This window comes from uncultured Microbulbifer sp. (genome assembly GCF_947489355.1).
Lineage (GTDB): Bacteria > Pseudomonadota > Gammaproteobacteria > Pseudomonadales > Cellvibrionaceae > Microbulbifer.
Genome location: NZ_CANLDD010000010.1, coordinates 12870 through 38265, shown reverse-complemented (window position 1 = coordinate 38265; position 25396 = coordinate 12870). Strand labels below are relative to the sequence as shown.

21 protein-coding genes are annotated in these 25396 nt (G+C 54.9%); 15 read left to right on the top strand and 6 right to left on the bottom strand.

Translation table 11 applies throughout. The features are described 5' to 3' along the window. Nucleotides 1-37: 37 nt before the first annotated feature. Nucleotides 38-955 carry a cysteine synthase A gene (gene cysK / locus Q1A48_RS06645; protein WP_299942660.1) on the bottom strand — a complete coding sequence of 306 codons (918 nt, stop codon included), beginning with the start codon at nucleotides 953-955 and terminating at the stop codon, nucleotides 38-40. A gap of 162 nt (nucleotides 956-1117) precedes the next feature. Between cysK and Q1A48_RS06640 the strand changes: the two genes are divergently transcribed. The 10 genes from Q1A48_RS06640 (at nucleotide 1118) to Q1A48_RS06595 (ending at nucleotide 10692) form a co-directional block, all read left to right on the top strand. After that, nucleotides 1118-1822, top strand: coding sequence for a lysoplasmalogenase (locus Q1A48_RS06640; protein WP_299942658.1), 705 nt, complete (start codon nucleotides 1118-1120; stop codon nucleotides 1820-1822). A gap of 82 nt (nucleotides 1823-1904) precedes the next feature. Next, nucleotides 1905-2600, top strand: coding sequence for a GMP/IMP nucleotidase (yrfG, locus tag Q1A48_RS06635; protein ID WP_299942656.1), 696 nt, complete (start codon nucleotides 1905-1907; stop codon nucleotides 2598-2600). Nucleotides 2601-2620: 20 nt separating this feature from the next. Then, nucleotides 2621-2998, top strand: a complete 378-nt coding sequence (locus Q1A48_RS06630) for a S4 domain-containing protein (RefSeq protein ID WP_299942654.1) — start codon at nucleotides 2621-2623, stop codon at nucleotides 2996-2998. Nucleotides 2999-3083: 85 nt separating this feature from the next. Next, complete coding sequence (locus Q1A48_RS06625; protein ID WP_299942652.1) at nucleotides 3084-4577, top strand: serine protease; 1494 nt, start codon at nucleotides 3084-3086, stop codon at nucleotides 4575-4577. 30 nt (nucleotides 4578-4607) lie between these two features. After that, complete coding sequence (locus Q1A48_RS06620; protein ID WP_299942650.1) at nucleotides 4608-5078, top strand: DUF4124 domain-containing protein; 471 nt, start codon at nucleotides 4608-4610, stop codon at nucleotides 5076-5078. A 124-nt stretch (nucleotides 5079-5202) separates the two neighbouring features. Continuing rightward, nucleotides 5203-6081, top strand: coding sequence for an Hsp33 family molecular chaperone HslO (gene hslO / locus Q1A48_RS06615; protein WP_299942648.1), 879 nt, complete (start codon nucleotides 5203-5205; stop codon nucleotides 6079-6081). A 284-nt stretch (nucleotides 6082-6365) separates the two neighbouring features. After that, complete coding sequence (locus Q1A48_RS06610; protein ID WP_299942646.1) at nucleotides 6366-7913, top strand: phosphoenolpyruvate carboxykinase; 1548 nt, start codon at nucleotides 6366-6368, stop codon at nucleotides 7911-7913. Nucleotides 7914-8046: 133 nt separating this feature from the next. Then, nucleotides 8047-8805 (top strand): hypothetical protein, encoded by a 759-nt coding sequence (locus tag Q1A48_RS06605; RefSeq protein ID WP_299942644.1) that lies wholly within the window; start codon nucleotides 8047-8049, stop codon nucleotides 8803-8805. 16 nt (nucleotides 8806-8821) lie between these two features. Further along, a complete protein-coding gene (locus Q1A48_RS06600; protein ID WP_299942642.1) occupies nucleotides 8822-9532 on the top strand; it encodes a D-Ala-D-Ala carboxypeptidase family metallohydrolase in 711 nt (236 codons plus the stop codon). Between the two features lie 80 nt (nucleotides 9533-9612). Then, on the top strand, nucleotides 9613-10692 hold the full coding sequence (locus Q1A48_RS06595) for an AI-2E family transporter (RefSeq protein ID WP_299942640.1): 1080 nt from the start codon (nucleotides 9613-9615) through the stop codon (nucleotides 10690-10692). Nucleotides 10693-10872: 180 nt separating this feature from the next. Here Q1A48_RS06595 and Q1A48_RS06590 read toward each other — a convergent pair whose 3' ends face one another. The 4 genes from Q1A48_RS06590 to galE all read right to left on the bottom strand — a co-directional run bounded on the left by Q1A48_RS06590 (nucleotide 10873) and on the right by galE (nucleotide 16725). Next, entirely contained in the window at nucleotides 10873-12267 is a 1395-nt protein-coding gene (locus Q1A48_RS06590; RefSeq protein ID WP_299942638.1) for a S8 family peptidase, read from the bottom strand. Nucleotides 12268-12969: 702 nt separating this feature from the next. Further along, nucleotides 12970-13860 (bottom strand): 3-hydroxyisobutyrate dehydrogenase, encoded by an 891-nt coding sequence (gene mmsB / locus Q1A48_RS06585; protein WP_299942636.1) that lies wholly within the window; start codon nucleotides 13858-13860, stop codon nucleotides 12970-12972. A gap of 45 nt (nucleotides 13861-13905) precedes the next feature. After that, nucleotides 13906-15417, bottom strand: a complete 1512-nt coding sequence (locus Q1A48_RS06580; RefSeq protein WP_299942634.1) for a CoA-acylating methylmalonate-semialdehyde dehydrogenase — start codon at nucleotides 15415-15417, stop codon at nucleotides 13906-13908. A 279-nt stretch (nucleotides 15418-15696) separates the two neighbouring features. Continuing rightward, nucleotides 15697-16725 (bottom strand): UDP-glucose 4-epimerase GalE, encoded by a 1029-nt coding sequence (gene galE, locus Q1A48_RS06575; protein ID WP_299942632.1) that lies wholly within the window; start codon nucleotides 16723-16725, stop codon nucleotides 15697-15699. 448 nt (nucleotides 16726-17173) lie between these two features. Between galE and Q1A48_RS06570 the strand changes: the two genes are divergently transcribed. From Q1A48_RS06570 to Q1A48_RS06560, 3 genes are all read left to right on the top strand, one after another. Continuing rightward, nucleotides 17174-19096 carry a PrkA family serine protein kinase gene (locus Q1A48_RS06570; RefSeq protein ID WP_299942630.1) on the top strand — a complete coding sequence of 641 codons (1923 nt, stop codon included), beginning with the start codon at nucleotides 17174-17176 and terminating at the stop codon, nucleotides 19094-19096. 269 nt (nucleotides 19097-19365) lie between these two features. Next, on the top strand, nucleotides 19366-20646 hold the full coding sequence (locus Q1A48_RS06565) for a YeaH/YhbH family protein (RefSeq protein ID WP_299942628.1): 1281 nt from the start codon (nucleotides 19366-19368) through the stop codon (nucleotides 20644-20646). Beyond that, the gene (locus Q1A48_RS06560) at nucleotides 20640-22229 is read left to right on the top strand and encodes a SpoVR family protein (RefSeq protein ID WP_299942627.1); all 1590 of its coding nucleotides are present in this window, start codon (nucleotides 20640-20642) and stop codon (nucleotides 22227-22229) included. The genes Q1A48_RS06565 and Q1A48_RS06560 overlap by 7 nt, the downstream gene beginning before the upstream one ends. Nucleotides 22230-22312: 83 nt before the next feature. Here the strand turns inward: Q1A48_RS06560 and Q1A48_RS06555 are convergent, their stop codons facing one another. Continuing rightward, a complete protein-coding gene (locus Q1A48_RS06555) occupies nucleotides 22313-22885 on the bottom strand; it encodes a helix-turn-helix domain-containing protein (RefSeq protein ID WP_299942626.1) in 573 nt (190 codons plus the stop codon). A gap of 508 nt (nucleotides 22886-23393) precedes the next feature. Between Q1A48_RS06555 and Q1A48_RS06550 the strand changes: the two genes are divergently transcribed. Further along, nucleotides 23394-24614 (top strand): multifunctional CCA addition/repair protein, encoded by a 1221-nt coding sequence (locus tag Q1A48_RS06550; RefSeq protein ID WP_299942625.1) that lies wholly within the window; start codon nucleotides 23394-23396, stop codon nucleotides 24612-24614. Then, nucleotides 24607-25335, top strand: a complete 729-nt coding sequence (locus Q1A48_RS06545) for a pteridine reductase (RefSeq protein ID WP_299942623.1) — start codon at nucleotides 24607-24609, stop codon at nucleotides 25333-25335. The genes Q1A48_RS06550 and Q1A48_RS06545 overlap by 8 nt, the downstream gene beginning before the upstream one ends. The last annotated feature ends 61 nt before the right edge of the window (nucleotides 25336-25396 follow it).

Here is a 25396-nt window from a genome sequence, read left to right as displayed (position 1 = left end):
TCAAGCTCCTTACTCTGAGTGCGCGCTATTATAGGTCTCAGGCAGAGAAAAGATCTTTAACGGACAGGTAGCGCTCGCCGCTATCGTAACTGAACACCAGTACGCGGCTGCCGGGGGCAAACGCCCCTTCGCGCTGTTTCAGCGCGGCCAGGCTGGCGCCGGAGGATATACCCACGAAAATGCCCTCCTTGGTTGCACACTGGCGCGTGAGTTCGAAGCTGTCCTCTTCACTCACCAGAATGGTACCGTCGAGGACTTCGGTGTTGAGTACTTCCGGAATAAAGCCGGCACCAATCCCCTGCAAGCGATGCAGCCCTTTTTCACCCCCACTGATCACCGGGGATTTTTCCGGCTCCACCGCATAAACCTGCAGCTTGGGAAAGGCCATCTTCAGCACTTCACCACAGCCGGTAATATGCCCACCGGTGCCGACACCGGTGATCAGATAGTCGAGCCCTTCGGGAAAATCCGCCAGAATTTCCTTGGCGGTGGTTTCCCGGTGCACCTGGGCATTGGCGCGGTTACAAAACTGCTGGGGCATCCAGCTGTTGTCGTACTGCGCTTTAAGTGCTTCGGCCTGCTCAATGGCGCCACCCATGCCCCGCTCCTTGGGTGTGAGCACCAGCTCCGCACCCATCGCCTTCATCACTTGGCGACGCTCCTGGGACATGGACTCCGGCATGGTGAGAATCAGGCGGTAGCCCTTTACCGCCGCCACCATCGCCAGGCCGATGCCGGTGTTGCCGGAGGTCGGCTCAATAATAATGCCTCCGGGGCGTAGAGCACCGCGACGCTCCGCATCCTCGATCATGGCGAGGGCAATCCGGTCCTTGATACTACTGCCCGGATTAAAACGCTCCACTTTCATCCACACCTCGATATCGGGGCGGAACAGATGGTTGATTCTTACATGCGGGGTATTGCCGATGGTTTCGAGAATATTGGCTGCCTTCATCGATAAAGTGCTCCGTCAATCGTGTTGCGGCAGACAAGCGGCCTGCCTGGACAATGGATTCCTGTTGGTGAATAGTAACCCAGGTGGGTAATTTACCCGAGCACGCGGGCCAGAATTCAAACCTGACTGCACTGCGGGCCAAGGTACCGAGCAACAGCACAAATGCGAAATAACAATCACAACCAGGGTATCGCCATGCCATCCAAAGTTCTCCCTGCCAATCCTGCGGCGCAACCGCAGCACTTTTTGCCCGTCGCTTTCATCTGCGCTGCCGCACTGTTTATGTTGCTGGAGGGCCTTGGTATCAAGGGACTGTGGATGGCCTCACTCAAAGCCCTACCCATTGCCATTCTGGGCGCCATCGCCCTGCGCCAACTGGGGGGGCTTACCCGCGCCCTGACCCTGGCGGCACTGGCGTTCTCGGCACTCGGTGATGTACTGCTGGAGATGGATTTTCCCAACCAGTTTATTGCTGGGCTCGGTGCCTTTTTGCTCGCCCAGCTGATTTACGCTGGCAATTTCCTACGCCGCGCCGACTTTCGCAACCGGCGCAGTCTGCTGCGCGCAGCCCCTGTATTGATCGCCGCACTGCTGTTGGCACGCTTAATCCTACCCGCAAGTGCGGAATTGGCACCGGCAGTGCTGTTTTATCTATTGGCCATCGTAGTCATGGCGCTGGCGGCCGCCGCAAACCGCGGGGATTCCGCCTTGCTTTTTGGCGGAGCCGTGACCTTTATGGTGTCCGATACCCTGATCGCCCTGAACAAGTTTATTGCCCCCATTCCGTTTGCCGATACGGCGATTATGCTCACCTATTACAGCGCGCAATTTTTCATCCTGTACGGCATCCGCCGCACCCAGGCATAATGTACCCCTTTACAGGAGCGGGCCCGGGAGGACAACGACACTTTGGCTTCCCATACCCACCACTGATCAATAGATAGGTTCCATGCTCGACTGGCGAAGTATCGATACCGTATTGCTGGATATGGACGGCACCCTGCTGGACCTGCACTACGACAACCACTTCTGGTTCGACCACCTGCCCAAACGCTATGCCCAGGTGCACGGCCTGGATCTACAGCATGCCAGGGGCCAACTGCAGCGGGAAATCGACGCGCGCCGCGGCACCCTGGAGTGGTACTGCCTGGATTTCTGGGCCAAGACCCTGGAACTGGACATTCTGGCCATTCTGCGCGAGATTGAGGAGCGCATCGCTCTGCGCCCCCATACGGAAGCTTTTCTGCAATGCCTGCGGCAATTGCACAAGCCCACCTTCCTGGTCACCAACGCGCACCGCCAGGGTCTCAGTCACAAGCTCGAAATCACCGGCATTGGCGGCTGGTTTGACGGTATCATCTCCTCCCATGACTACGGATATGCCAAGGAGAGCAGCCACTTCTGGCGCACACTGCACGGGACTTTGGACTTCGACCCGCTGCGTACCCTGCTTGTGGATGATAACCAGAGTGTGCTGGCTGCCGCACAGGCTTACGGCATCACCCACCTGTTGTGTATCCGCCAGCCAGACAGCCGCAGACCCAGTCGGGAAATCACTGATTTTGAAGCCATTCACCACTTTGACGAGATTATGGCGGTGAGGCACAGCGCACAGCCCCGGCAGCCAAAGCCCACCGGATACTGAATATTCAACAATATAATGCGATGGAAAAAATCCGTATCGACAAGTGGCTATGGGCCGCGCGCTTTTTCAAGACCCGCAGCCTGGCCAAACAGGCCATTGAAGGCGGTAAGATCCATGTTGGTGGCCAGCGGGTCAAGGCCAGCAAGGAAATCACCGTCGGCGCCAGCCTGAGTATTCGCCAGGGTTGGGACCTGGTGGAAATCGCCGTGATTGCCCTCTCTGACCGGCGTCGCGACGCCGAATTTGCCCGCACCCTGTACCGGGAAGCCGAGCACAGCGCCGCTCGGCGCGAGCGGGAGCGCGCCGAACGCCAGGTTGCCAACGCGGGTATCCAGCGCCAGCGCCCCAATAAAAAACAGCGTCGCCAGATCCACCGTTTCCTGCGCGAGCAGGACTAGGTCCGGACAACCAAATTGGTGAAAATTCCGCCAACACTCCCGATTGTTGCTACACTCGCCCCACTCAACCCGTTAGAAAACAGCCATGATGAAACAACTGATCGCCATTTCTCTGCTGATTCTGTCCGGCATGCAGCCTGCGGCAGCCGACAGCCGCGAACACGAGCAGCTCAAACGCTCAATCATCAAAATCTACACCACGGCCGCCGCACCGGATTACTTCAACCCCTGGGCCCTGCTGAACCCCAAGCAACTGTCAGGGTCCGGTGCAGTGATCCGCAACCAGCAGATCCTTACCAATGCCCACGTCGTAGCTAACGGCAGCTTTATACAAGTACAGCGCCATGGTGACGCGAAGAAATACCGCGCCCGCGTGAAATTTGTCTCCCACGATGCGGACCTGGCCCTGCTCACCGTGGACGATGACGATTTCTTTGGAGATACCCGCCCCTTGGCCCTGGGCAGGCTCCCCGACCTGCAGGAGGAAGTGACCGTCTATGGCTACCCCATCGGCGGCAAATCCCTGTCCATCACCCGCGGTGTCCTGTCCCGGGTGGAGCACCAGTACTACGCCCATGCAGAGAGCTACCTGATGGCCGGGCAAATTGACGCCGCGATCAATCCCGGTAACAGTGGCGGCCCGGTGATTTCCAGCGGACGCATCGTCGGTGTGGCCATGCAAACCAACCAGAGTGCGGAGAACCTCGGCTACTTCGTACCGCCCAGTGTGATCACCCATGTCCTCGAAGATGCCGAAGACGGCGTACACCAGGGTTTCCCTGAACTGGGCGCGGTGACACAGAGCCTGGAAAGCCCTTCCATGAAAAAGGCCGCCGGCCTCAGTGAGGCCCAGGATGGGGCCATGATTGTAAAGGTTTTCAGCGACTCCCCCGCGGCCAGGGTTTTCCAGCCCGGCGACGTATTGCTGGAAGTGGACGGCTTCAAGGTAGCCGCGGATCGCACCGTGGAGTGGCGTGAAAACCAACGCACTAACTACCATTACGCCGTGGACCGCCACCATGTGGGGGACAAGTTGCCGGTGCGTTTCTCCCGCGACGGTGAGGAGAAAACCGCTCAAGTCACCCTGGCCGCAGTGCCACCCTCACGGGCACTGGTGCTGGGGGAACAGTTTGACCAGCAGCCGCGCTATTACATCTACGGTGGCGTGGTATTCGTGCCGCTCAACATGAACCTGATCAAGCGCTGGGGCAACAACTGGCACTCCAAGGCCCCCATAGACTACCTGTATGCACGCAACCAATGGAGTGAGGAGGGCCGCCGCGAATTGGTCGTGGCCCTGAAAGTGCTGCCGGCCAACGTCAACCTCGGCTATCACGACTGGAAGAACTGGATTATCGATTCGGTGAATGGCCACAGCGTCGCGGACTTCGATGGATTCGCCCAACTGATGGAGACCAACAAAAGCGATTTTATAGAGCTGCGCGACCGCTCAGGCTACCGAATGGTGTTGGATGCCGCCGAAGCCCGCGAGCAGGAGCCCCTGATACTGCAGACCTACCATATCCCCCAGCGCCACTCGCGGGGGTTGTTCAGCCAGTTGGCCAACAAGGTAGAATAAGGCTCCAGGCCTGTGAATCCGAAAGGCACCATGAACACTGCGAAATGGGCAATCGCCTTCGCCGGCCTGCTCCTGGCCATCGGTGCCAATGCCAATGCCAATGCCAATGCCAATGCCAATGCCGATGAATTGTATCGCTGGATCGACGAAGATGGCCGTGTGCATTTTAGCGACCGACCACCAGCAAAGACCCAGGCTCAGGATATCTCCGACAAACTGGAGCCCATCAACTCTATTCATGGCACCGGAACTCAGAGACCTGGCGAGAGCCGCCGACCCCGTGATACTGAGCGCGAGTACGCACAGCGTCGACAGCAGCAACAGCAAGCGCGGCAGCGTGAGGTAGAACGTATCTGCCAGCAGGCGCGCCAGCGCCTCAATGCCCTCAACGGGCGTGTGGCCTTTATCGATGCAAACGGCAGGGAGGTGCGCTACAGCGAGCGCGAACGCCAGCAAATGGCAGAAAAACTCAGAAATGCGATCGCGCGACGCTGCGGTTAGAGCCCAGGAGGTATAGCTCCCGCCGGCACGCCAACGGGGCAGTATCCCCCCGCCCTTACCGAGGTCTACCATTCAAGCAGGCCCGCCGCTAAAATCCCCCGGTTTGATACCGAGGCCTCGATCTATGTCCGACCAACTGGAGCGCTTTATCTTCTCCCAACACGATATTCGCGGGCAGGTGGTGACCCTTTCTGACGCCTATCGATCGGTGCTGGAAAACAACCCCTTGCCGGCGCCGGTAGCGCGTCTGTTGGGGGAGTTTCTCGCGGCCGCCTGCCTGCTCTCCACTACCCTGAAATTTGACGGCTTACTGAGCCTGCAGGCCCGCGGCAAAGGGCATGTTCCACTGATGATGGCGGAGTGCACCCATCACAGCGATCTGCGCGGCATAGCGCGCATCGCTGAGGGTGCACAGACCGGCGCCCACACCGGCCTGCAGGAACTGATAGGTACGCACAGTGCCCTGACCATCACTCTGGAACCCAAGCGCGGCGAGCGCTACCAGGGCGTGGTGCCCATGGAGAAGGGGAGTCTGGCCGGATGCCTGGAAGACTACTTCACTCGATCGGAACAACTGGACACACGCTTCTGGCTGGAATGTGACGGAAACCAAGCGGGGGGCATTATGCTACAGGTGCTGCCAGGCAATAATGCCGCCTCTGCCGGGGAGAACCACGACGCTTGGGAGACCGCCCTACATCTGGCCGATTCCGTGACTGCCCGTGAACTGTACACGCTCTCTCACCGCGAACTGATCCACCGCCTGTTCCACCAACTAAGGCCAGCGAGTCTGGGCACGGACTCGATCCGCTTCAAATGCAGCTGCTCGCGGGAACGCAGCGCTCGGGCACTGGTCTCTCTGGGCGCTGAGGACCTGTATAAGCTGCTGGATGAGCAGAATGGCGAAATTGTCACCGATTGCCAGTTTTGCAATGCCCGCTACTACTTTGACCGGAACCAAATCGAAGTGCTGCTCAATGCGCCACCCCACACCCTGCACTGAGCGGGCGGACCGGTGTAGGGAAGTCACCCACCCGTGGGCGCCCATTCCCTGCTGGAGTGCCGGTAAAATTCAAGAGACAAATACTAGGCAACAAAAGCATAAATCATGAGAATAAAAGTTGTTGATTTTTCAAACAACAGCGCCGTTAATCTGCAGAAAATAACGGCATTTGCTACCCGCTTATTTTGAATTTTGCCATAATGCGCCCCCCAAATTTTGCCTGGCTGTCCAAACTCCTGGCGGCCCTTGTATTTTAGTCTCCAACTTTCATGGGTAATCGACGCATGGCACAGATCGACGACACCGCGCTGGTTTTCAAGAACCTATCACCAGCACAATTGGTAGAGCAGGCTCTGACGCGCGGCGAGGGCAAGCTATCCGACACAGGCGCACTGGTCACCGAAACCGGCGCCCGCACCGGCCGCTCCCCGGCCGACCGCTTTGTTGTGGAAGAGCCCTCCACTGCGGACAGTATCGACTGGGGCAATATCAACCGCCCCTTCCCGCAGGACAAGTTCGACGCCCTCTGGGACCGCGTAGAGGCATTTGTCGCCGGTGGCAACAATTTTATACAGCAGCTGCACGTGGGTCAGGACGAAGACCACTATCTGCCGGTTGTCGTAACCACCCAGACCGCCTGGCACAACCTGTTCGGTCGCAATATGTTTATCCGTGCCGAAAAGTACAACCCCAAAGGTAAGGAAGAATGGCTCATCCTGCACGCCCCCCATTTTTCCTGCGATCCCGAGCGCGATGGTACCCACTCAGAAGGCTGCGTCATCATCAACTTCGGCCAGCGCAAAGTGCTGCTGGCAGGCATGCGTTACGCTGGTGAAATGAAGAAGGCCATGTTTTCCGTACAGAACTTCCTGTTGCCGGAAAAAGACGTCATGCCCATGCACTGTGCCGCCAATGTGGGTAAAGACGGCGATACCTGCCTGTTCTTCGGTCTGTCCGGCACCGGCAAAACCACACTCTCTGCCGATCCGGAGCGCTACCTGATCGGCGACGATGAACACGGCTGGACCAGGGGCGCCGTATTCAATATGGAGGGTGGTTGCTACGCCAAGACCATCGACCTGAGCCGCAAAAACGAGCCGGTAATCTGGAATGCCATCCGCTTCGGCGCCATTGTTGAGAACGTGGTCACCAATGTGTCCGGCACCGCTAACTACAGCGACACCAGCCTCACCGAAAACGGCCGCTGTTCCTATCCATTGGAGCATGTGGAAATGCGCCAACTGGAAAACCGCGCCGGTGAACCAGAGAATGTAATCTTCCTCACTTGTGATGTATCCGGCGTGCTGCCCCCTGTCGCCATTCTGTCCAAAGAGGCGGCGGCCTACCACTTCCTGTCCGGTTACACCGCTCGCGTCGGCTCCACCGAACTCGGTGCGGAAGCCGGCATCCACCCGACATTCTCCACCTGCTTCGGCGCCCCTTTTATGCCACGCGCGCCACGTGAATATGCCGACCTGCTGATGAAGCGTATCGAGGACTTCAGCTCCAGGGTATACCTGGTGAACACCGGCTGGACCGGCGGTTCCGGTGACAACGGCAAACGCTTCCCGATCCCGGTGACACGTGCCGTCGTGGCCGCCATCCAGAGCGGTGCGCTGGAAGACGCCGCCACTGAGCACCTGGATATCCTGAACCTGGATATTCCGCTGGAAGTGCCCGGTGTGGACAAATCCTACCTGAACCCACGCAACGCCTGGGACGATAGAGCCGCCTATGACGACCAGGCCGGTAAACTGGCTCGGCTGTTCGCCGAAAACATTGAAAAATTCAGTGTGAGTGAGGAAGTTAAAAACGCCGGCCCCAAAGCCTGACACCTTATTACCTGAAAGTGCCCCTCGGTGCCCCTCCAGCCCACCGAGAGTGCAACATAGCCCCTGCACCGCAAGGTCCGGGGCTTTTTTGTCCCTGCCGCCATACCCCATTTTGTTGAATTTTACGGCTATAGTGAGTAAAGAGACGCCGAAGAAGCAGGCGCCTGTGCCACTGACTCTGCCCCCTGGCACCGGAGCAGACACCAGCCCCATGTCTCCAGATAATTCCGTGACCCGTTTAAGGACAACCTATCCTCACCAGTCGCCGGGAAGGCGGGTACACCCCACGGTAGTGGGCTGCCTGGGCATGGTATTGACCTCGATTCTGCTGGCCCTGTGGCTGTTTTTATATTTGAAATCCCACGAAAAACCCTATGAACAGTTAAAGGGTTACCGCATCGCCACCTTGGAAAGCTTCAACAACTTTCTGCGCAGCGGCAATAACCGGGAACGGGTGAATGCCCTGGCGCATTTCCTCGCGGGCCGGGGCGTTGGCGATGTCACCCCGGTACACAACCTGTTGCGCCAGGGCAGCGGCTGGCTCGAACTCAAGGAGCCGCCCTATGCCATACCCCCGCGGGAGCAATGGCACAAGATAGTGGGCACCCTGACACTGCTGCGAGACCAGGTGGAACCCCTGATCGGTCCTGTGGGCGTGGTCTCCGCCTTTCGCACCGATGATTACAATCGCAAGCTGGAACACAGCGACAAAGCTCGACACCGGGACTTTTGCGGCCTCGACCTGATACCGAACTCCCATATCAGCCAGCGGGAGCTTGCGGAGGAGTTGCGTACCCTGCACGCGCGTCTCGGGCCCGAAAGCCATTTCGGTCTCGGCCTCGGTGAAGGTATGCGCTTTCATATCGACACCTGTGGCTATCGCATCTGGTAAATGGCGGACGCTCTGCATGAATTTTCAGGAAAATAAAGACCGCGCCCCTGTTGCACGCCAGAGCTGGCGCCGCCGGATCATCCTCGCCGGCGCCATTCTGCTCGTCACCATCGTTATCCTGTTGTTTGCCACTTTTGACAGGGTGCGCGAACTGGGAGACCGGGTGATCAACCCCATAGACCTGCTTCCGCCACTTGAAATCCCAGTTGTATACGATATTCAGGGCTATCCTGCAGCCTCGGAAAGGGCTTTCATCCACTTCCTCAAACAGGCCAACAACCGGAACCTGTTTTCCAGGCTGAAAGTTTTCCTGCGAGCAAACCAGGTACACATGGTAGTGTCACCGTTTGAACTGCTGCGCCAGGGCAGTGACTGGCGGGACCTGAACGAACCCCCTTTCGCCATTCCCCCGGAGGAATACTGGAAAGCTGTAGTGGATACCCTGAAAGTAATCCGACAGGAAATAGTACCGCGTATCGGCCCGGTGACTGTCCTCTCCGGGTGGCGCACCACCAGCTACAACCGCAAGGCAGGCGGTTCAAAAGGCAGTAAACACCTGCTCTTCTGCGGCCTGGATATAGTCCCACAGAAAAATTTCTCGCGGGAGCAGCTGATACCGGTACTCAGGGATATCCACCGGCGCAATGGCCGACAGTGGAAGATGGGCCTTGGCATCTACAAGAGCATCCGTTTTCACGTGGATACCTGTGGTTACAGACGCTGGTAAATCCCTCCCGCTTTTGATTATATAGAATACAATTCAAGGCCCGTAACCACAGGGCAATCACGCAGGCTGAGGGAGTTCCGGTGCAGGAAAAGCTCGAAAAACGTTCATTTATCTTGTCTTTGCTCTTGGTGACAGTGGCCTTTCTGCTGCTCGTGAAGCCCTTTTTCACAGCGATTTTCTGGGCATGCGCCATTGCCCTGATTTTTTATCCGGTGTACCGCTACCTGATGAGGCGTTTTCCCAATTCCCCCAATGCCATGGCATTGGTGACACTGTTGATGTGTGTTGTCCTGCTGGTAATACCGGTGCTTGTGGTGGCCACCTCATTTATCAACGAGGCGGTAACCCTGTACCAAAAGGTACAGGACGGGCAGATTGATATCTCCAAATCCCTAGAGGAAATCCGCAGCGCCTTCCCGAGACTGAATACCACACTCGAAAGCATCGGTGTAGATATCGAGGTGGCCAAACAGCGTTTGCTTGGCGGCATTATGAATGCCGGCAGCATCGTCGCCAAAAATGCGATTGAAGTGGGACAAAACACCGTTAATTTTTTTGTCATGCTGGGCTTAATGCTCTACTTGACCTTCTTCTTAATCCGCGATGGTGAAAGACTGGTCAACCTGATTATCCACGCGCTGCCTCTGGGCGATGCACGCGAACATCTCCTGCTGGCCAAGTTCGCCGAAGTCACCCGTGCTACGATCAAAGGGAATCTGGTCGTTGCCGTAACCCAGGGCACACTGGGCGGCATTATTTTCTGGGTACTCGGCCTCCCTGCACCCTTGTTGTGGGGGGTACTGATGACCCTGTTGTCACTATTGCCGGCAATTGGCGCTGCCCTTATCTGGTTTCCGGCGGCCATCTATCTTTATGCCATTGGCGAGCCGATAAAAGCCACCATATTGCTAATCTATGGGCTCACCGTCATCAGCCTGGTGGACAATCTCTTGCGCCCCATTCTTGTGGGGCGGGATACCAAGCTCCCGGACTATCTGGTACTGTTCTCCACAGTGGGTGGTCTGTTCATGTTTGGTATCAGTGGGTTTGCCATAGGCCCGCTACTCGCGGCACTGTTTCTCGCCTTCTGGGAAATCTTTATGCGGGAGTTTGTCCACCCGGAAGAGTTGTTGGAACAGCCAAAGGCAAAAGCCGATTAGGGTTTCTCGGGGCGAACCACCTTTACCTTTGCGAAACGGCCTCTCTCCTTGCGGATAAAAACCTGCGCTTGGGCAGGAAACCCCGTGTACATCGATTGTCTATCTCACGTGGAGGGTTTGCGGACATGCGCCGCAAACCCAGGTTGAAAAAGGCCATGGAAGGCCTTTTTCAACAGCCGATTAAGGCACAGCATCAATTGCCGCATTGGCATCAATAATGCCCGCACCACAGCCACCGGAACAAGCACCGGGCAGAGGGCGGGCCGTGAGCGTCAGGATATTCTCGATCTGCACCGGTGTGAGGCCAGCATTCTTGGCGTACATAAGCGCAGCGGTACCAGATACATGCGGTGCCGCCATAGAGGTACCCTGATAGTACACATAGTTCTCATTACCTGGACTTGTCTGGCCGTCGTTCAGGGTTGAAGCGACTCCGTGAGTAGGGTTGAAGACCACATCTCCTCCTGGCGCACTGACATCTACGGTGGCACCAAAGTTAGAGTAATAAGCCCGGGCCCCAAAGCGCTCGGTCGCTGCAACGGCTATCACATTGAAACAGTTTGCCGGTCGAAAACCGGATGCATCCGCATTGCTGTTCCCTGCACTGACTACCACGGTTGTGCCGTTGGCAACGGCCGTATTGATGGCACTTTGATAGGTGGAACCACAGGCGCCGACACCACCAAGACTCATGTTAATCACCTGGGCGGGGTTGGCATTGGCCGGCACACCACTCACAGTACCACCGGATGCCCAGACAATACCGTCGGCAATATCAGAGAGAAAACCACCGCACTTGCCCAGCACCCGCACCGGAACCACTTCTGCATCGAAGGCTACGCCAGCCACACCCTGGTTGTTGTTGGTCACAGCAGCGATGGTGCCGGAAACATGGGTGCCGTGCCAGCTACTGGGCCGGAATTGCGGTGGATTAAAAGGACCGCACTCGTTGGCATTCACCCAATCCCCCGGGTCGCTGGCATCTGAGTCGCGCCCGTTGCCATCATTGGCCACAGAAACATCACTGATAAAATCGTAGCCGGGGAGTATATTGGCGTGGAGGTCTGAGTGGAATACATAACCGGTATCCAGCACAGCCACGGTGACGCCGGCTCCCGTCTGTTTATCCCACGCCAGGGGAAGGTTGATACCGCCGACAGCCTCAAAGTAATGCCACTGCACATTGTAAAAAGTGTCATTCGGTATAAATTGTGGCTGCATCAATACATCCTCTTCAACAGCGAGGACATTTGGATCGGCCTCCAGCATCAGTGCCAGCTTTTTCAACTGACCCGGCGCCATGCGCTTATTCAGCCGGTATACCTGACGATCTGCCAGTGCCAAACTGCGCACGTAAGTCATTCCATGGCCGCCCCGCTGTGCGAGCGCAGCCGCTTGGTCGGCCCAATCGCGGGCCTTGACGTCTTTATATTGCACAATGATACGCTGCGGCACATTGGAAAAATCGGTGCCTTCATCGCGTTCAACCGCATAGGCACTATAAGAGAGAAAGCCGGTTACCACCGCAGCCATCGTTAAACCAGCCCTGAGAAACACCTTTGAGAGAATATGCATTATTTTTCTTCTCCATTAACCTAATTTTACATGAAAAGGTATATGTTGAATCGAGCTCACCTGCAATGAACGCGATCAACCTATTGAGGATATTTGCACTAACTAAAATATCTTATGCAATATGACAATTTGACATTTGTGCAAAAAAGGCAAAATAATGCATTAAACTTTTTGCCCGAAAAAAGTTTAATGCATTCCAAGGGGGAATTGATTAGAGGTGGTTCTCGTTTAATGAATGAATTTACGGCCGTTATTTCTGCATAAAATGAATGGTTAATATCTTAAAATTCAAATACAGGCCGCATCTTTGAGCATCATGTTAATAACCGGTCAGGCCTGACCAATTATCAATTCCTGGATCTTCAAAAATATCAAGCACTCAACCTATCACTAACAGATCGAAGCAAAGAATACTCTCCTCTCGGGACACACTGTGAATACTTCCCGGTACGCTCGTAATCGGCATCCATGCCTCATACGATCCTGCGGGAGGAGTATTCTTCCCTCTTGCTTTACTAGCAATATCACAAAGTGTTATCAGCAGAAGAAAATCCCATACCCAGATTAACCATAATAAAAGATCCGATCTCAGCCGCCCTTTTTCGAGGTAATCGAATATACCTAACTGTTTGATCTGCCGTATTAGCTTTTACCAGAGGTACTAGTATCAGCAAGAGACTTGGGACGAAGTAAAATGCCTGCCTATTTCAGTTGGAATAGTTGCTGAATGCTGGAGAAATCCAGTTCCCCGCTCCCTGCCAGGTTATGTATCCCATACAGGTTGCGAGCCAGTGAACCCAGTGGAGTATAGCTTTTACTATCGGTTGCAGCATGCTGCGCCAGGCCCAGGTCCTTGCACATCAACTTGACCATAAACCCTCCGGCATACTGATTACTGGCGGGCACATTTTCCATAACTCCCGGATAGGGGTTATAGGTTTGCAGAGACCAGTTGGCCCCGGAGCTTTTTGATATAATCTCTGTAAGCACTTTGGGGTCCAGTCCGTTATCCACACCCAGCTGCAGGGCCTCGGCTGTACCAATCATATGGATGGCCAGGAGCATGTTGTTGCAGATCTTGGCCGTCTGGCCAGACCCGGCGGGCCCCGCGTGGAAAATATTGATTCCCATATGCCGAAGAATTTCCCGCGCCCGCTCCACATCATTGCCGTCCCCACCACACATAAAACTCAATGTACCAGCCGCTGCCCCGGCTACGCCACCGGATACGGGCGCCTCTATGGCGTGGACCCCCTTGTCTCTGGCTGTGGCCAGAAGGCGCTTGGCGCTGGTGGCAGAAATGGTGGAACAATCGATCACCAGGGTATTTGGCGCAACCAGGTCCAGTAATTTTTCCTCATCGATATACAGGGACTCCACTGCGGCACTGTGAGGCAGCATACTGACAATAAAGTCTGCACCCACCACAGCCTGGTGTGGGGTAGCACATGCCTCGACGCCCCGGCTGCCTGCGCTGTCGAGCAATGCCCTGATCGGATCGTATCCCTTGACCTGAAATCCTGCTTTCACCAGGTTGTAAGACATGGGGGCTCCCATGTGCCCAAGTCCAAAGAAGGCGACTGTCTTTGTCATTGCACTCTCCGAATGTCAGCACCCGGTTGGCTTCCCGGCAAGTGACTATTTGAGGTTTATTGTCATGTTCGCGTGCTGTGCATGTTCGATATCCGAATCAAACCAGCGTGCCGTTATTGTCTTGGTTTCTGTGTAAAAGCGCACTGCCTGCTTGCCGTAGGCGTGCAGGTCCCCATAAAAGGAACCGCGCCAGCCAGTGAAGCTGAAAAATGGCAAGGGTACCGGAATAGGTACATTAATCCCCACCTGGCCCACCAAGGTTTCATGCTGGTATTTACGCGCGGCGGCGCCACTGGCGGTAAATATGGATGTGCCATTGCCATAGGGACATTGATTCACGAAGTGAATCGCATCCTCCAGAGTATCCGCGTTGACAAGACAGAGGACGGGACCGAAGATCTCGTCGGTGTAAATGGACATCTCCGGGGTGACATTGGCGAACAGGGTCGGCCCCACCCAGTTGCCATCGGGATATCCATCAACAGATACAGCGGAGCCGTCCAACATACAGTCGGCGCCCTCCGCCCTGCCCCTGGCGATATACTCCAGTACCCGCTCCCGCGCCACTGCGGAAATCATTGGCCCGTAGTCAGATTCCGGCCTCCTCCAGTGGCCGGGCTTCACCTTGGCCATACTATCGCGGATTTCGCTCTTCCACTGCTGCGCTTCACCAACCAAAACGGCTACGGATATCGCCATACAACGCTGCCCCGCGGCTCCAACCGAAGAGCCGATTAGATGATGAATTGCAGCACTTTTGTTGGCATCGGGCATAACCACCATATGGTTCTTGGCGCCGGCAAATGCCTGTACCCGCTTTAGGTGCGAGGTACCGGTCTGATAAATATACCGGGCTACAGGGACCGACCCCACAAAAGAGATTGCCTTGATATCCGGTGCCTTGAGCAGAAAATCCACCTGTTCCCGGCCACCATGCACCACCTGCAATAGCCCTTTGGGCGCCCCCGCCTCTTCGAAAAGTTCCGCAAGCTTGCAGGGGGTGATTGGGTCCTGTTCCGATGGTTTGAGGACAAAACTATTACCACAGGCAATCGCCATGGGAAACATCCATAACGGAATCATTGCGGGAAAGTTAAATGGTGTGATACCGACACATACACCCAGTGGTTGCAGGAAGGAGTAACAGTCGACGGCATTGGCGACGTTTTCTACCGTTTCCCCCATCATCAAACTGGCAACGTTCGCCGCATGCTCTACAACCTCAATACCCCGCCAGATATCACCTCTGGCATCCTCAATAGTCTTGCCGGTTTCCTCACAGAGAATTTCCGCCAGGCTTTGCTGATGCTCTTTGAGCAAGACCTGGTATCTGAGCATGACGCGCGCGCGCGTAGATATTGGTGTATCCCGCCATTCTGGAAATGCATCGCGGGCGGAGGCGACTGCAGATCGCAGGTCTTCGAGGGAGGCACAGGGAACCTGGGTCAGGACTTCCCCAGTGGCGGGATTGGTTACATCCAGCCAATCGTCGCTGTCGGATTGTATCCATTCACCGTTAATATAGAGAGGAAGCCTGGGAGGAATGGACGTTTTCATAGTCATTGTTGTGCTTGTTCTGGCTGAAACTCCCCAATCGTTCAGGTTACTTCTTCGGCAACCCAGCCGATGCTTCAGGACTCATTGGATGGTCGCCCAGAAAATACTAGCACAATTGCACAGGGTAGCTTTATCACAGCGAACTAATGACAACAGCTCCCCGATCGGCAAAAGTTTTGTTGCTTGCCGAAGGCATGTCATTTGCGGAAAATGTGGTCAGAAAAACAGGGATCAGCGGGCTCTCAACACTCCGCTATCCCTATCAGGTTTTCAGCGGGCTCACAAAGTGCTATAGCCTTTCGGATTCCGGGACTGCCAACGCCAGGTATCCTCGACCATTCTCTCCAAGTCATACTCGGCTTTCCAACCCAAATCCCTCTCGGCCAGCGTCGGATCAGCATAGCACTGTGCGATATCACCGGGCCTGCGAGGTACAATGTTATAGGGAACCTCCCTGCCACTTGCGATTTCAAATGCACGTACAACTTCCAGCACAGAACATCCCCGGCCTGTCCCAAGATTATGGGTATAGCAGCTGGCATTACCCGTATTCTGCAGCAACAGTTCCAGTGCGGCCAGATGGCCGCGGGCCAAATCGACCACATGGATATAGTCTCTCACGCCAGTACCATCAGCCGTATCGTAATCGTTGCCAAATACCCGCAGATAGGGACGGCGACCGACTGCCACCTGCGAGACATAAGGCAATAAATTGTTGGGAATACCCCGCGGGTCTTCACCAATCATGCCACTTTTATGGGCCCCAATCGGATTAAAGTAGCGTAGCAGGCTCACCTGCCAGCGACTTTCCGGAGCTGCGCAGATATCCCTAAGCATATCCTCTACCATCAGCTTGCTGGCTCCATAGGGATTGGTTGCCCCGGTAGGAAAGTCCTCCCGGATCGGCACAGTCTTCGGATCACCGTACACGGTAGCCGAGGAGCTGAAGACCAGGCGGTTTACGCCAAATTCTTCCATCAACTCAATCAGGACCAGAGTGCCAGCCAGGTTGGTTTGATAGTAACGCAGGGGCCTGGTTACTGATTCACCGACAGCTTTAAGCCCGGCGAAATGCATTACCGCGGCAATCTCATGCTCGCAAAAGACCCGATGCAATCCTTGCCGATCGCCGATATCAAGGGGGTAAAATGGCACCGTCCTGCCAGTGATAGACGCCACTCTGCGCAGGGCCTCTTCGCTGCTGTTGGACAAATTGTCCACCACAACCGGCTGAAAACCTGCATTCAGCAATTCAATACAGGTATGGCTACCAATATAACCCGCACCGCCAGTCACCAGAATTGCCATAATGACACCCTCGAGTTTGTTTATCCTGACAAAAGGCCGCAAGTAAAGGGCAAAATGCCGTTATATTCAACCTATAAAGGTACCATTCCAGTATCGCGATAAGACGGAAAGCTATGCTGGAAAAGCAGAGGTTGTTTAACATTCTGTACCCAGGAGGAAGTCTGTTTACCCCAAGTCAATGATCACAGCGTAGATAGCGCGGCGCGGGAGATGCTGCGGGCCGACGCCGGCCCTTGTTGAACAGGTAATACATAGTCGTTGCGAAGGGCGGTAATAGTCTCCGTGCTTCACGACAAATACACCTCCGTCTAGGCAAAAAGTGTGCTACAGCCACCTATACGGATCACCCCGGATGGGCAGATCCGCTGCCACGGAGTAACCGGTGCACTGATTCCGAATGATAAGACGGATACGGTGTTCCCCGGGACACTACAGGGAGGTAAATATCATGACAATTTTCAACCACTATCTGGAGAGATACGAGTCTATCCAGAATGAAGAGCTCAGTATTCAGGAATACCTGGAGCTGTGTAAAACGGATCGTGGCGCCTATGCTTCCCCCGCCGAGAGAATCCTCCTGGCGATCGGCGAGGCAGAACTGATCGACACCTCCCATGACCCCCGCCTGTCCAGAATTTTCTGTAACAAGGTCATCAAGCGCTATAAAGCCTTTAGCGGTTTCTACGGTATGGAAGAGGCGATTGAACAAATTGTCGCCTTCTTTCGACATGCTGCCCAGGGATTGGAGGAGAAAAAGCAAATCCTGTACCTGCTGGGCCCGGTGGGTGGCGGCAAATCCTCCCTTGCCGAACGTCTCAAGGCGCTAATGGAACAGGTGCCGATTTACGCAATTAAGGGATCGCCTGTTTTCGAATCACCGCTGAGCCTCTTCTCCCCAGGGGAGGATGGACGCATTCTGGAGGAGGACTATGGCATCGCCAGTCGCTATGTCAATACCATCATGTCGCCCTGGGCTGTCAAGCGGCTGCACGAGTTCAATGGAGACATCAGTAAGTTCCGTGTAGTGAAGGTGCATCCCTCTATCCTCGATCAAATAGCGATATCCAAGACAGAGCCCGGCGACGAAAACAATCAGGATATTTCCTCCCTGGTTGGCAAGATAGATATTCGAAAACTGGAAGAATTTCCGCAAAACGATCCCGATGCCTACAGTTTTTCCGGCAGTCTGTGTCGTGCCAATCAGGGTTTGATGGAATTTGTGGAAATGTTTAAAGCACCTATCAAGGTGCTGCATCCTTTACTGACTGCCACTCAGGAGGGCAATTACAACAGTACAGAGGGACTTGGCTCAATACCGTTTAACGGCACGGTGTTGGCGCACTCCAACGAATCGGAATGGCAGTCTTTCCGCAACAACCGCAACAACGAAGCATTCCTCGACCGAATTTATATCGTCAAGGTCCCCTATTGTGTACGTGTTCAGGAGGAAATCAGGATCTATCAAAAATTACTGGAAAACAGTTCCCTCTCCGAGGCACCCTGTGCACCGGACACTCTGCGCATGCTGGCGCAGTTCTCCGTATTATCAAGGATCAAGGGTCCGGAAAATTCCAACCTCTATTCAAAAATGCGCATTTATGATGGGGAAAATCTCAAAGACACCGACCCCAAGGCGAAGACAATACAAGAGTATCGAGACAATGCCGGCGTCGATGAAGGGATGACCGGCCTGTCTACACGCTTTGCATTTAAGATACTCTCCAAGGTTTTCAATTTTGATGCAACTGAAGTGGCAGCCAACCCGGTGCATCTATTATATGTACTGGAACAACAAATAGAGCAAGAGCAGTTTCAACCGGAAAAACAGGAAACCTACCTGGGCTTTATCAAGGAATATCTGGCTCCGAGATACGTGGAGTTTATCGGCAAGGAGATCCAAACCGCTTATCTGGAATCCTACGCAGAATACGGCCAGAATCTCTTCGACCGCTATGTCACTTATGCCGACTTCTGGATTCAGGACCAGGAGTATCGCGATCCAGAAACCGGTGAGATACTGGATCGGGGCGCGCTCAATGAAGAACTGGAAAAAACCGAAAAACCTGCCGGAATTTCCAATCCAAAAGATTTTCGCAATGAGATTGTAAACTTCGTGCTGCGAGCCAGAGCCAATAACCAGGGTAAAAATCCGGACTGGAGGTCCTACGAAAAACTTCGCGCCGTTATTGAAAAGAAGATGTTTTCAAATACCGAGGATCTTCTGCCGGTTATTTCCTTCAATACCAAGGCATCCACGGACGATAAGCGTAAGCATGCAGACTTTGTGGCACGTATGGTAGAGCGTGGTTACACCGAGAAACAGGTTCGTCTGCTGTCTGAATGGTATCTCCGTGTACGCAAATCGCAGTAATTTTTCCGCTTGCAGGGAAGGATCAGTCTATGGTTTAACGAAATGTGGAGATAGGTTTTCTTCGGCCACCCACCGGCACAAGCCCTTTAAATGCAAACTGCGCCTCTCTGATTGGGCAGTTTTTCACGATCAATCAGTCAGTTCAGTTCAAACCTGCCTGATTAGCGGTTTAATAGCTAGGGGGTTTGCATTCTCCCCTTCCCTTCCGGTAATACGTGCTTGTATGACCGGTAGTACCGATTGATTTTGTTCAGGGCCAGGACAGCAATATGAGCTATATCATCGACCGCCGACTGAATGGGAAAAAAAAGAGTACGGTAAACCGCCAGCGTTTTCTCAGACGTTACAAGGCTCATATTAAAAAAGCGGTTGGTGATGCCATGAACAACCGTTCAATCATGGATATGGACAAGGGTGAACGAATCAGCATCCCCACCCGGGATATCAATGAACCCCTGCTCTCCCATGGTACCGGTGGGCATATCGAGCACATTTTGCCGGGTAATAGGGAATTCACGACCGGTGATAGGATTCCACGCCAGGGCCAGAGCGGGGGAGACAATGGCAGCGGTGCCAGCGACAGCGGCGAGGGCGTCGACGAGTTTGTCTTTCAGATCTCTCAGGAAGAGTTTCTCAATTTTATGTTCGAGGGGCTGCAACTGCCCAACATGGTCAAGCAGCAACTGGCCGGCAATACAGCTTTTCGGGTGATTCGTGCCGGTATCAGTAACGAGGGTACCCCCGGCCGCCTCAATGTGATCCGCTCCCTCAGAGCGGCCCACGCACGCCGAATCGCCCTGACCAGCAGCAAGCGGCGCAAGCTGCGCGTGCTGGAAACAGCCCTTGCACAGGAAGAAAAAAAAGACCTCGCACTGCGCGACCAACGACAAATTGAAGCGTTAAAAAGTGACATTTCAGAGCTGCGCAAACGTATCGGTCGCGTGCCCTTCCTGGATGATTTTGATCTGAAATACAATTTGCTGATTCGCCAGCCAAAACCCCGCTCCCGCGCTGTAATGTTCTGTTTGATGGATGTTTCCGGCTCCATGAATCAGGCCACCAAGGATATGGCCAAGCGCTTCTTCCTGTTGCTCTACCTGTTTCTCCAGCGCAGCTATGAATACACCGAAGTCGTATTTATCCGCCATCACACCAGCGCCAAGGAGGTAGATGAAGAAGAGTTTTTCTACTCCCGTGAAACCGGGGGCACTATCGTCTCCAGCGCACTCAAATTGATGCGTCGGATTATGCATGAGCGCTACCCGGACAGTGAGTGGAATATCTATGGTGCCCAGGCATCAGACGGCGACAATTGGAATGATGATTCCAGTACCTGCCACAAAATCCTGATCGACGACATCATGCCCCACGTGCAGTACTACTCCTATGTAGAAATCACCCCGCGCGATCACCAGGCCCTGTGGGATGAATACGAAAGTGTACGCACGTTGTTTCCGAGCCACTTTGCCATGGAACAGATTGTGGGTGTCCAGGATATCTACCCGGTGTTCCGTCAACTGTTTAGCCAGAAGGGAACAGCCCGATGCTAGACACCTATGCCAACAGCAGCGACTCACCAAAATCCGATTCGCAAGGCCCCATCTCCACCACCTCCGAATGGACTTTCGAACTGATCCAGCAATATGATCGTGTTATTGGCGAACTGGCGGGAGAGTTTGGACTGGACACCTACCCCAACCAGATTGAGGTGATCAGCTCCGAGCAGATGATGGACGCCTACTCCTCGGTTGGGATGCCGGTGGGGTATCACCACTGGTCCTATGGCAAGCAGTTCATCAGCGTCGAAAACAGCTACCAGCGCGGCATGATGGGACTGGCCTATGAAATAGTGATCAATGCCAACCCCTGTATCGCCTATCTCATGGAAGAAAACACCATGACGATGCAAGCGTTGGTCATCGCCCATGCCGCCTATGGGCATAATTCTTTCTTCAAGGGCAACTACCTTTTTCGCGCCTGGACCGATGCCAGCAGTATTATCGACTATCTGATTTTCGCCAAGAACTACATCTCCCGCTGTGAGGAGCGCTATGGCCTGGATAAGGTAGAAGGAATCCTGGATTCGTGCCATGCGCTGATGAACTATGGGGTCGATCGCTACAAAAGACCCTATCCCATCTCGGCTGTTGAAGAAGAGCGCCAGCAGCAGGAGCGGGAGGAATACCGCCAGCGGCAACTCAATGATTTGTGGCGAACCATTCCCAAGCTGGGCGAAGGTACAGAGAGCACCAAGAAGAAACGTTTTCCCGAAGAGCCCCAGGAAAATATCCTCTATTTTATTGAAAAGAACGCCCCACTACTGGAAAACTGGCAGCGGGAACTGGTGCGTATCGTGCGCAAACTCGCGCAGTATTTCTATCCCCAGCGCCAGACCCAGGTCATGAACGAAGGCTGGGCCACTTTCTGGCACTACACCCTGCTGACCGAACTCTACCGCCGTGGACGGGTCACCGAAGGCTTTATGATGGAATTTCTGCAAAGCCACACCAATGTGATCTACCAGCCAGGCTTTGACAATCCCCTTTACAGCGGCATTAACCCCTACACGTTAGGTTTCAGTATTTTTAGTGATTTAAGGCGCATCTGTGAGAATCCAACAAAAGAAGACCAACGCTGGTTTCCGGATATCGCTGGGAGCAGTTGGCGGGAAACACTACAGTTTGCCATGCGCGACTTCAAAGACGAGAGTTTTATCTTGCAGTTCCTCTCGCCAAAAGTGATGCGCGATATGAAACTCTTCTGTATCAGCGACAACGACAAAGAGAAGGACATTATTGTCAGCGCCATTCACGACGAGTGCGGTTACCGGCAGCTGAGAGAAAACCTGGCAGGCCAATACAACCTCGGCAACCGGGAGCCCAATATTCAGGTGTATGCGGTGGATACCCGAGGGGATCGCTCCCTCACCCTGCATCACACCCAGTACCAGCGCCGCCCTCTGGGCAAAGACACTGCGGAGGTACTGAGGCATCTACACCGGCTCTGGGGTTTTGAGGTACATCTCAACAGTCACAATGGCAAAGAAATCACGGCCAGCTACCACTGCCCTGAACAGGGCCGCGACCGCCAGGAGAGTGAAGAGGAGCCCATGTTAATCCCTAAGCCCATCTGAATTTCAAAGCGCAAACCACTGCGAGCCTTGACCGACGGGGGGAGGTATCACCTGTGGATAGCTCCCCAATATATACCGTCGGATTAACCGTTGGCCTCAAGCAATAATTTGGCTTTTGCCGCCAGTTCACCACGCTCCTCGCGCTGGCTCAACAAAGCATCCGCACCGGCATCGAGCCAGCGGGTTGTGTCACGGTCGTCTCCCGAGGGGGCAACGAGAATGCGCAGGTTGGCGTACTCACTGCGGGATCTCAGGTAATCAAGCATCTGAAAACCACCGTCACCCACCAGATTTGCATCGATCACCAACAGAACAGGCTTGAAATGAGCCAGCAAAATACCCGCAGAGAAGCTGTCGCCAGCCACTTCTGTTTCACAGCCGATATTTTCCAATGTCTGGCATCCCACCGAAGTCAGCTCTGAATCCGTTGTCAGCAGCAACACCTTGCGGCTGGGTACAGCCAGAGTATTCGGTACCGGCATAGCGTTATCGCGCAAAAAACCCACAAAATCCTCTACACAAATGCGGTGGTCGCCACGACCAGGTAACTTGTAAGCCTTGAGCTGTCCCCGCTCTATCCAGCGAATGACGGTTCGGAAATTGACACCGCAGTACCTGGCAGCTTCCCCGGTGGTAAGTACATGTATTTCGCTCATATTTTTAGTCTCCCCAACAACTGCGATCACTGACGGCCAGGTCAACTCCCCGCAACAAAACCCCATCTCCAGGGTCTAGCGCGAAATTATCCTGCCCAATGAAATCACCCCTATAAATTATGCTGTTCATTGCTGTAAAACCAGCCCGAAATTCGGTCCATGCAACCTATTAACGAACAACACAACAACCCCCTCAAAAAATACTATAAGGTACAGTTGACAGGTAAGACAGCTTTGTTAAGATGGCCACAAATTGGTGTTGCCCAACCCCTGCACTGGATCGTCGACACACCCACCGGCAGTAGAAAAAATTGCCAAACGCATACCCTAAGACCCTGGGCCCCCTTGTTTTTTCGGGGCCATTTTTTTATCTTGCCAACATCCCAGGCTTTCCTCCGCTGTAACCCTAGCCCCCATTCTGGAGATTGGACGGCGTCGGAACCAATGACTTTATGGTAGTGCAACTCCCTGCCGGGCAACCGGTATCCCCAGCTTTGGAGCTATCCCATTGAGGATCTATCTCGTTGGCGGCGCAGTGCGCGACAAACTGCTGCATCGCCCTGTATATGAGCGCGACTGGGTGGTTGTAGGTGCCGATGAGAAGCAGATGCTAACGCACGGTTTCAAGCCTGTTGGGCGAGATTTTCCCGTGTTTCTGCACCCCGACACCGGCGACGAGTATGCCCTTGCCCGCACAGAGCGCAAAAGCGGACATGGGTATGGCGGATTTTCTGTCAATGCCGCCTCCAATATCACCCTTGAAGAAGACCTGCTGCGCCGTGACCTGACGATCAATGCGATTGCCGAGTCCAGCGACGGTAAGCTTATCGACCCTTACGGGGGCCAGAAAGACTTGCAGGCGCGTGTCTTGCGCCACGTATCCCCAGCTTTTGCCGAAGACCCCCTGCGCATCCTGCGCGTAGCCCGCTTCGCGGCACGCTACCACCACTTGGACTTTACCATTGCACCAGAGACTGTGGAGCTGATGCGCCAGATGGTCGAAGCCGGTGAAATTGAATATCTGGTAGCAGAAAGAATCTGGAAGGAAGTCAGCCGCGCTCTCACTGAGCCGGACCCCGATATCTTTATCCGAGTGTTGCGGGAGTGTGGCGCTCTGCCGGTGTTTCTGCCTGAATTGGAGCAACTGTTCGGGGTACCTCAGCCCCCCATCCACCACCCCGAGGTAGATACTGGTGAGCATGTACTAATGGCACTGCGCGCCGCCCCCGCGGAGCTGCCTGTACGTTTCGCAGTATTGCTGCACGACCTGGGCAAGGGCTTAACCCCGGAAAAGATATTGCCCAGTCATCACGGTCACGAGTCCGCCGGAATACCCCTGGTGCGCGCAGTCTGCGAACGCTGGCGCACACCCAAGGCATTGACCACACTGGCTATTGGCGTCTGCGAATACCATTTGCACTGCCATAGGGCATTCGAGCTGCGCCCGCAGACCATTATGAAAATGATGCGCAGTCTGGATGCTTTGCGACGCCCCGAGCGGTTCGAGAACTTCCTGCGCGCCTGTGAGGCAGACGCCCGCGGACGCCAGGGGCTCGAACATCGAGACTATCCCCAGGTGAACTTCCTGCGCGCCGCCCGCGAAGCGGCAGCCACTGTGACTGCCGACGCGCTGATTGCACAGGGTTGCGAGGGCGCGAAGCTGGGACAGGCACTGGATCGGGCGCGGATTAGGGCTATTGCCAAGGTAAAGGAAGCCTATCGTGCGTAATGTGCTGATCACCGGTGCCGCCGCTCGCCTCGGTCGCGCCATCACCGAAGAACTGCACGGGGATCACCGTATTGTCATCCACTATCGCAGCTCGGCCAATGCGGCACATGCCCTCGCAAAAGCACTCAACAAAGTCTGCCGGGATTCCGCCGTAGCACTGCAGAGTGCGCTGGATAGCGCCGATGCCTGCGCCGACCTCGCCCGGCGCGCAGAAGAGGTATGGGGCGGCATTGACGTTCTGGTCAACAACGCCTCGGCTTTCTACCCAACGCCAGTCGGCAAAGCCACCGAGGAGGACTGGGACCAACTGGTAGGCAGCAATCTCAAGGCACCATTTTTCATCAGTCAAGCGCTGGCCAAAACCCTCGCCCGCAATGGAGGCTGCATTGTCAATATGGCGGATATCCATGCCGAGCACCCAATGCGCAAACACACACTTTACTGTGCCGCCAAGGCCGGGCTGGTAATGCTGACTAAAAGTCTTGCCCTGGAGCTATCCCCCCAGGTGCGCGTCAATGCAGTCGCTCCCGGCGCCATCCTGTGGCCCGAGCAGGAGGCCACTAGCGAGGCCAAGAAAATGCACATTGTCCGACGCATTCCCCTCGCCCGTACCGGCTGCACGGATGATATCGCCAAGACCGTGCGCTTCCTCGCTTGCGACGCGCCTTATATCAGCGGCCAGGTCATCGCAGTCGACGGCGGTCGCAGCCTCACTATCTGAGCTATTCGCCTCCCTCCATACTGCCCCAAAGCCAACCAGCGGTGAGGCTTCACTTCTATTT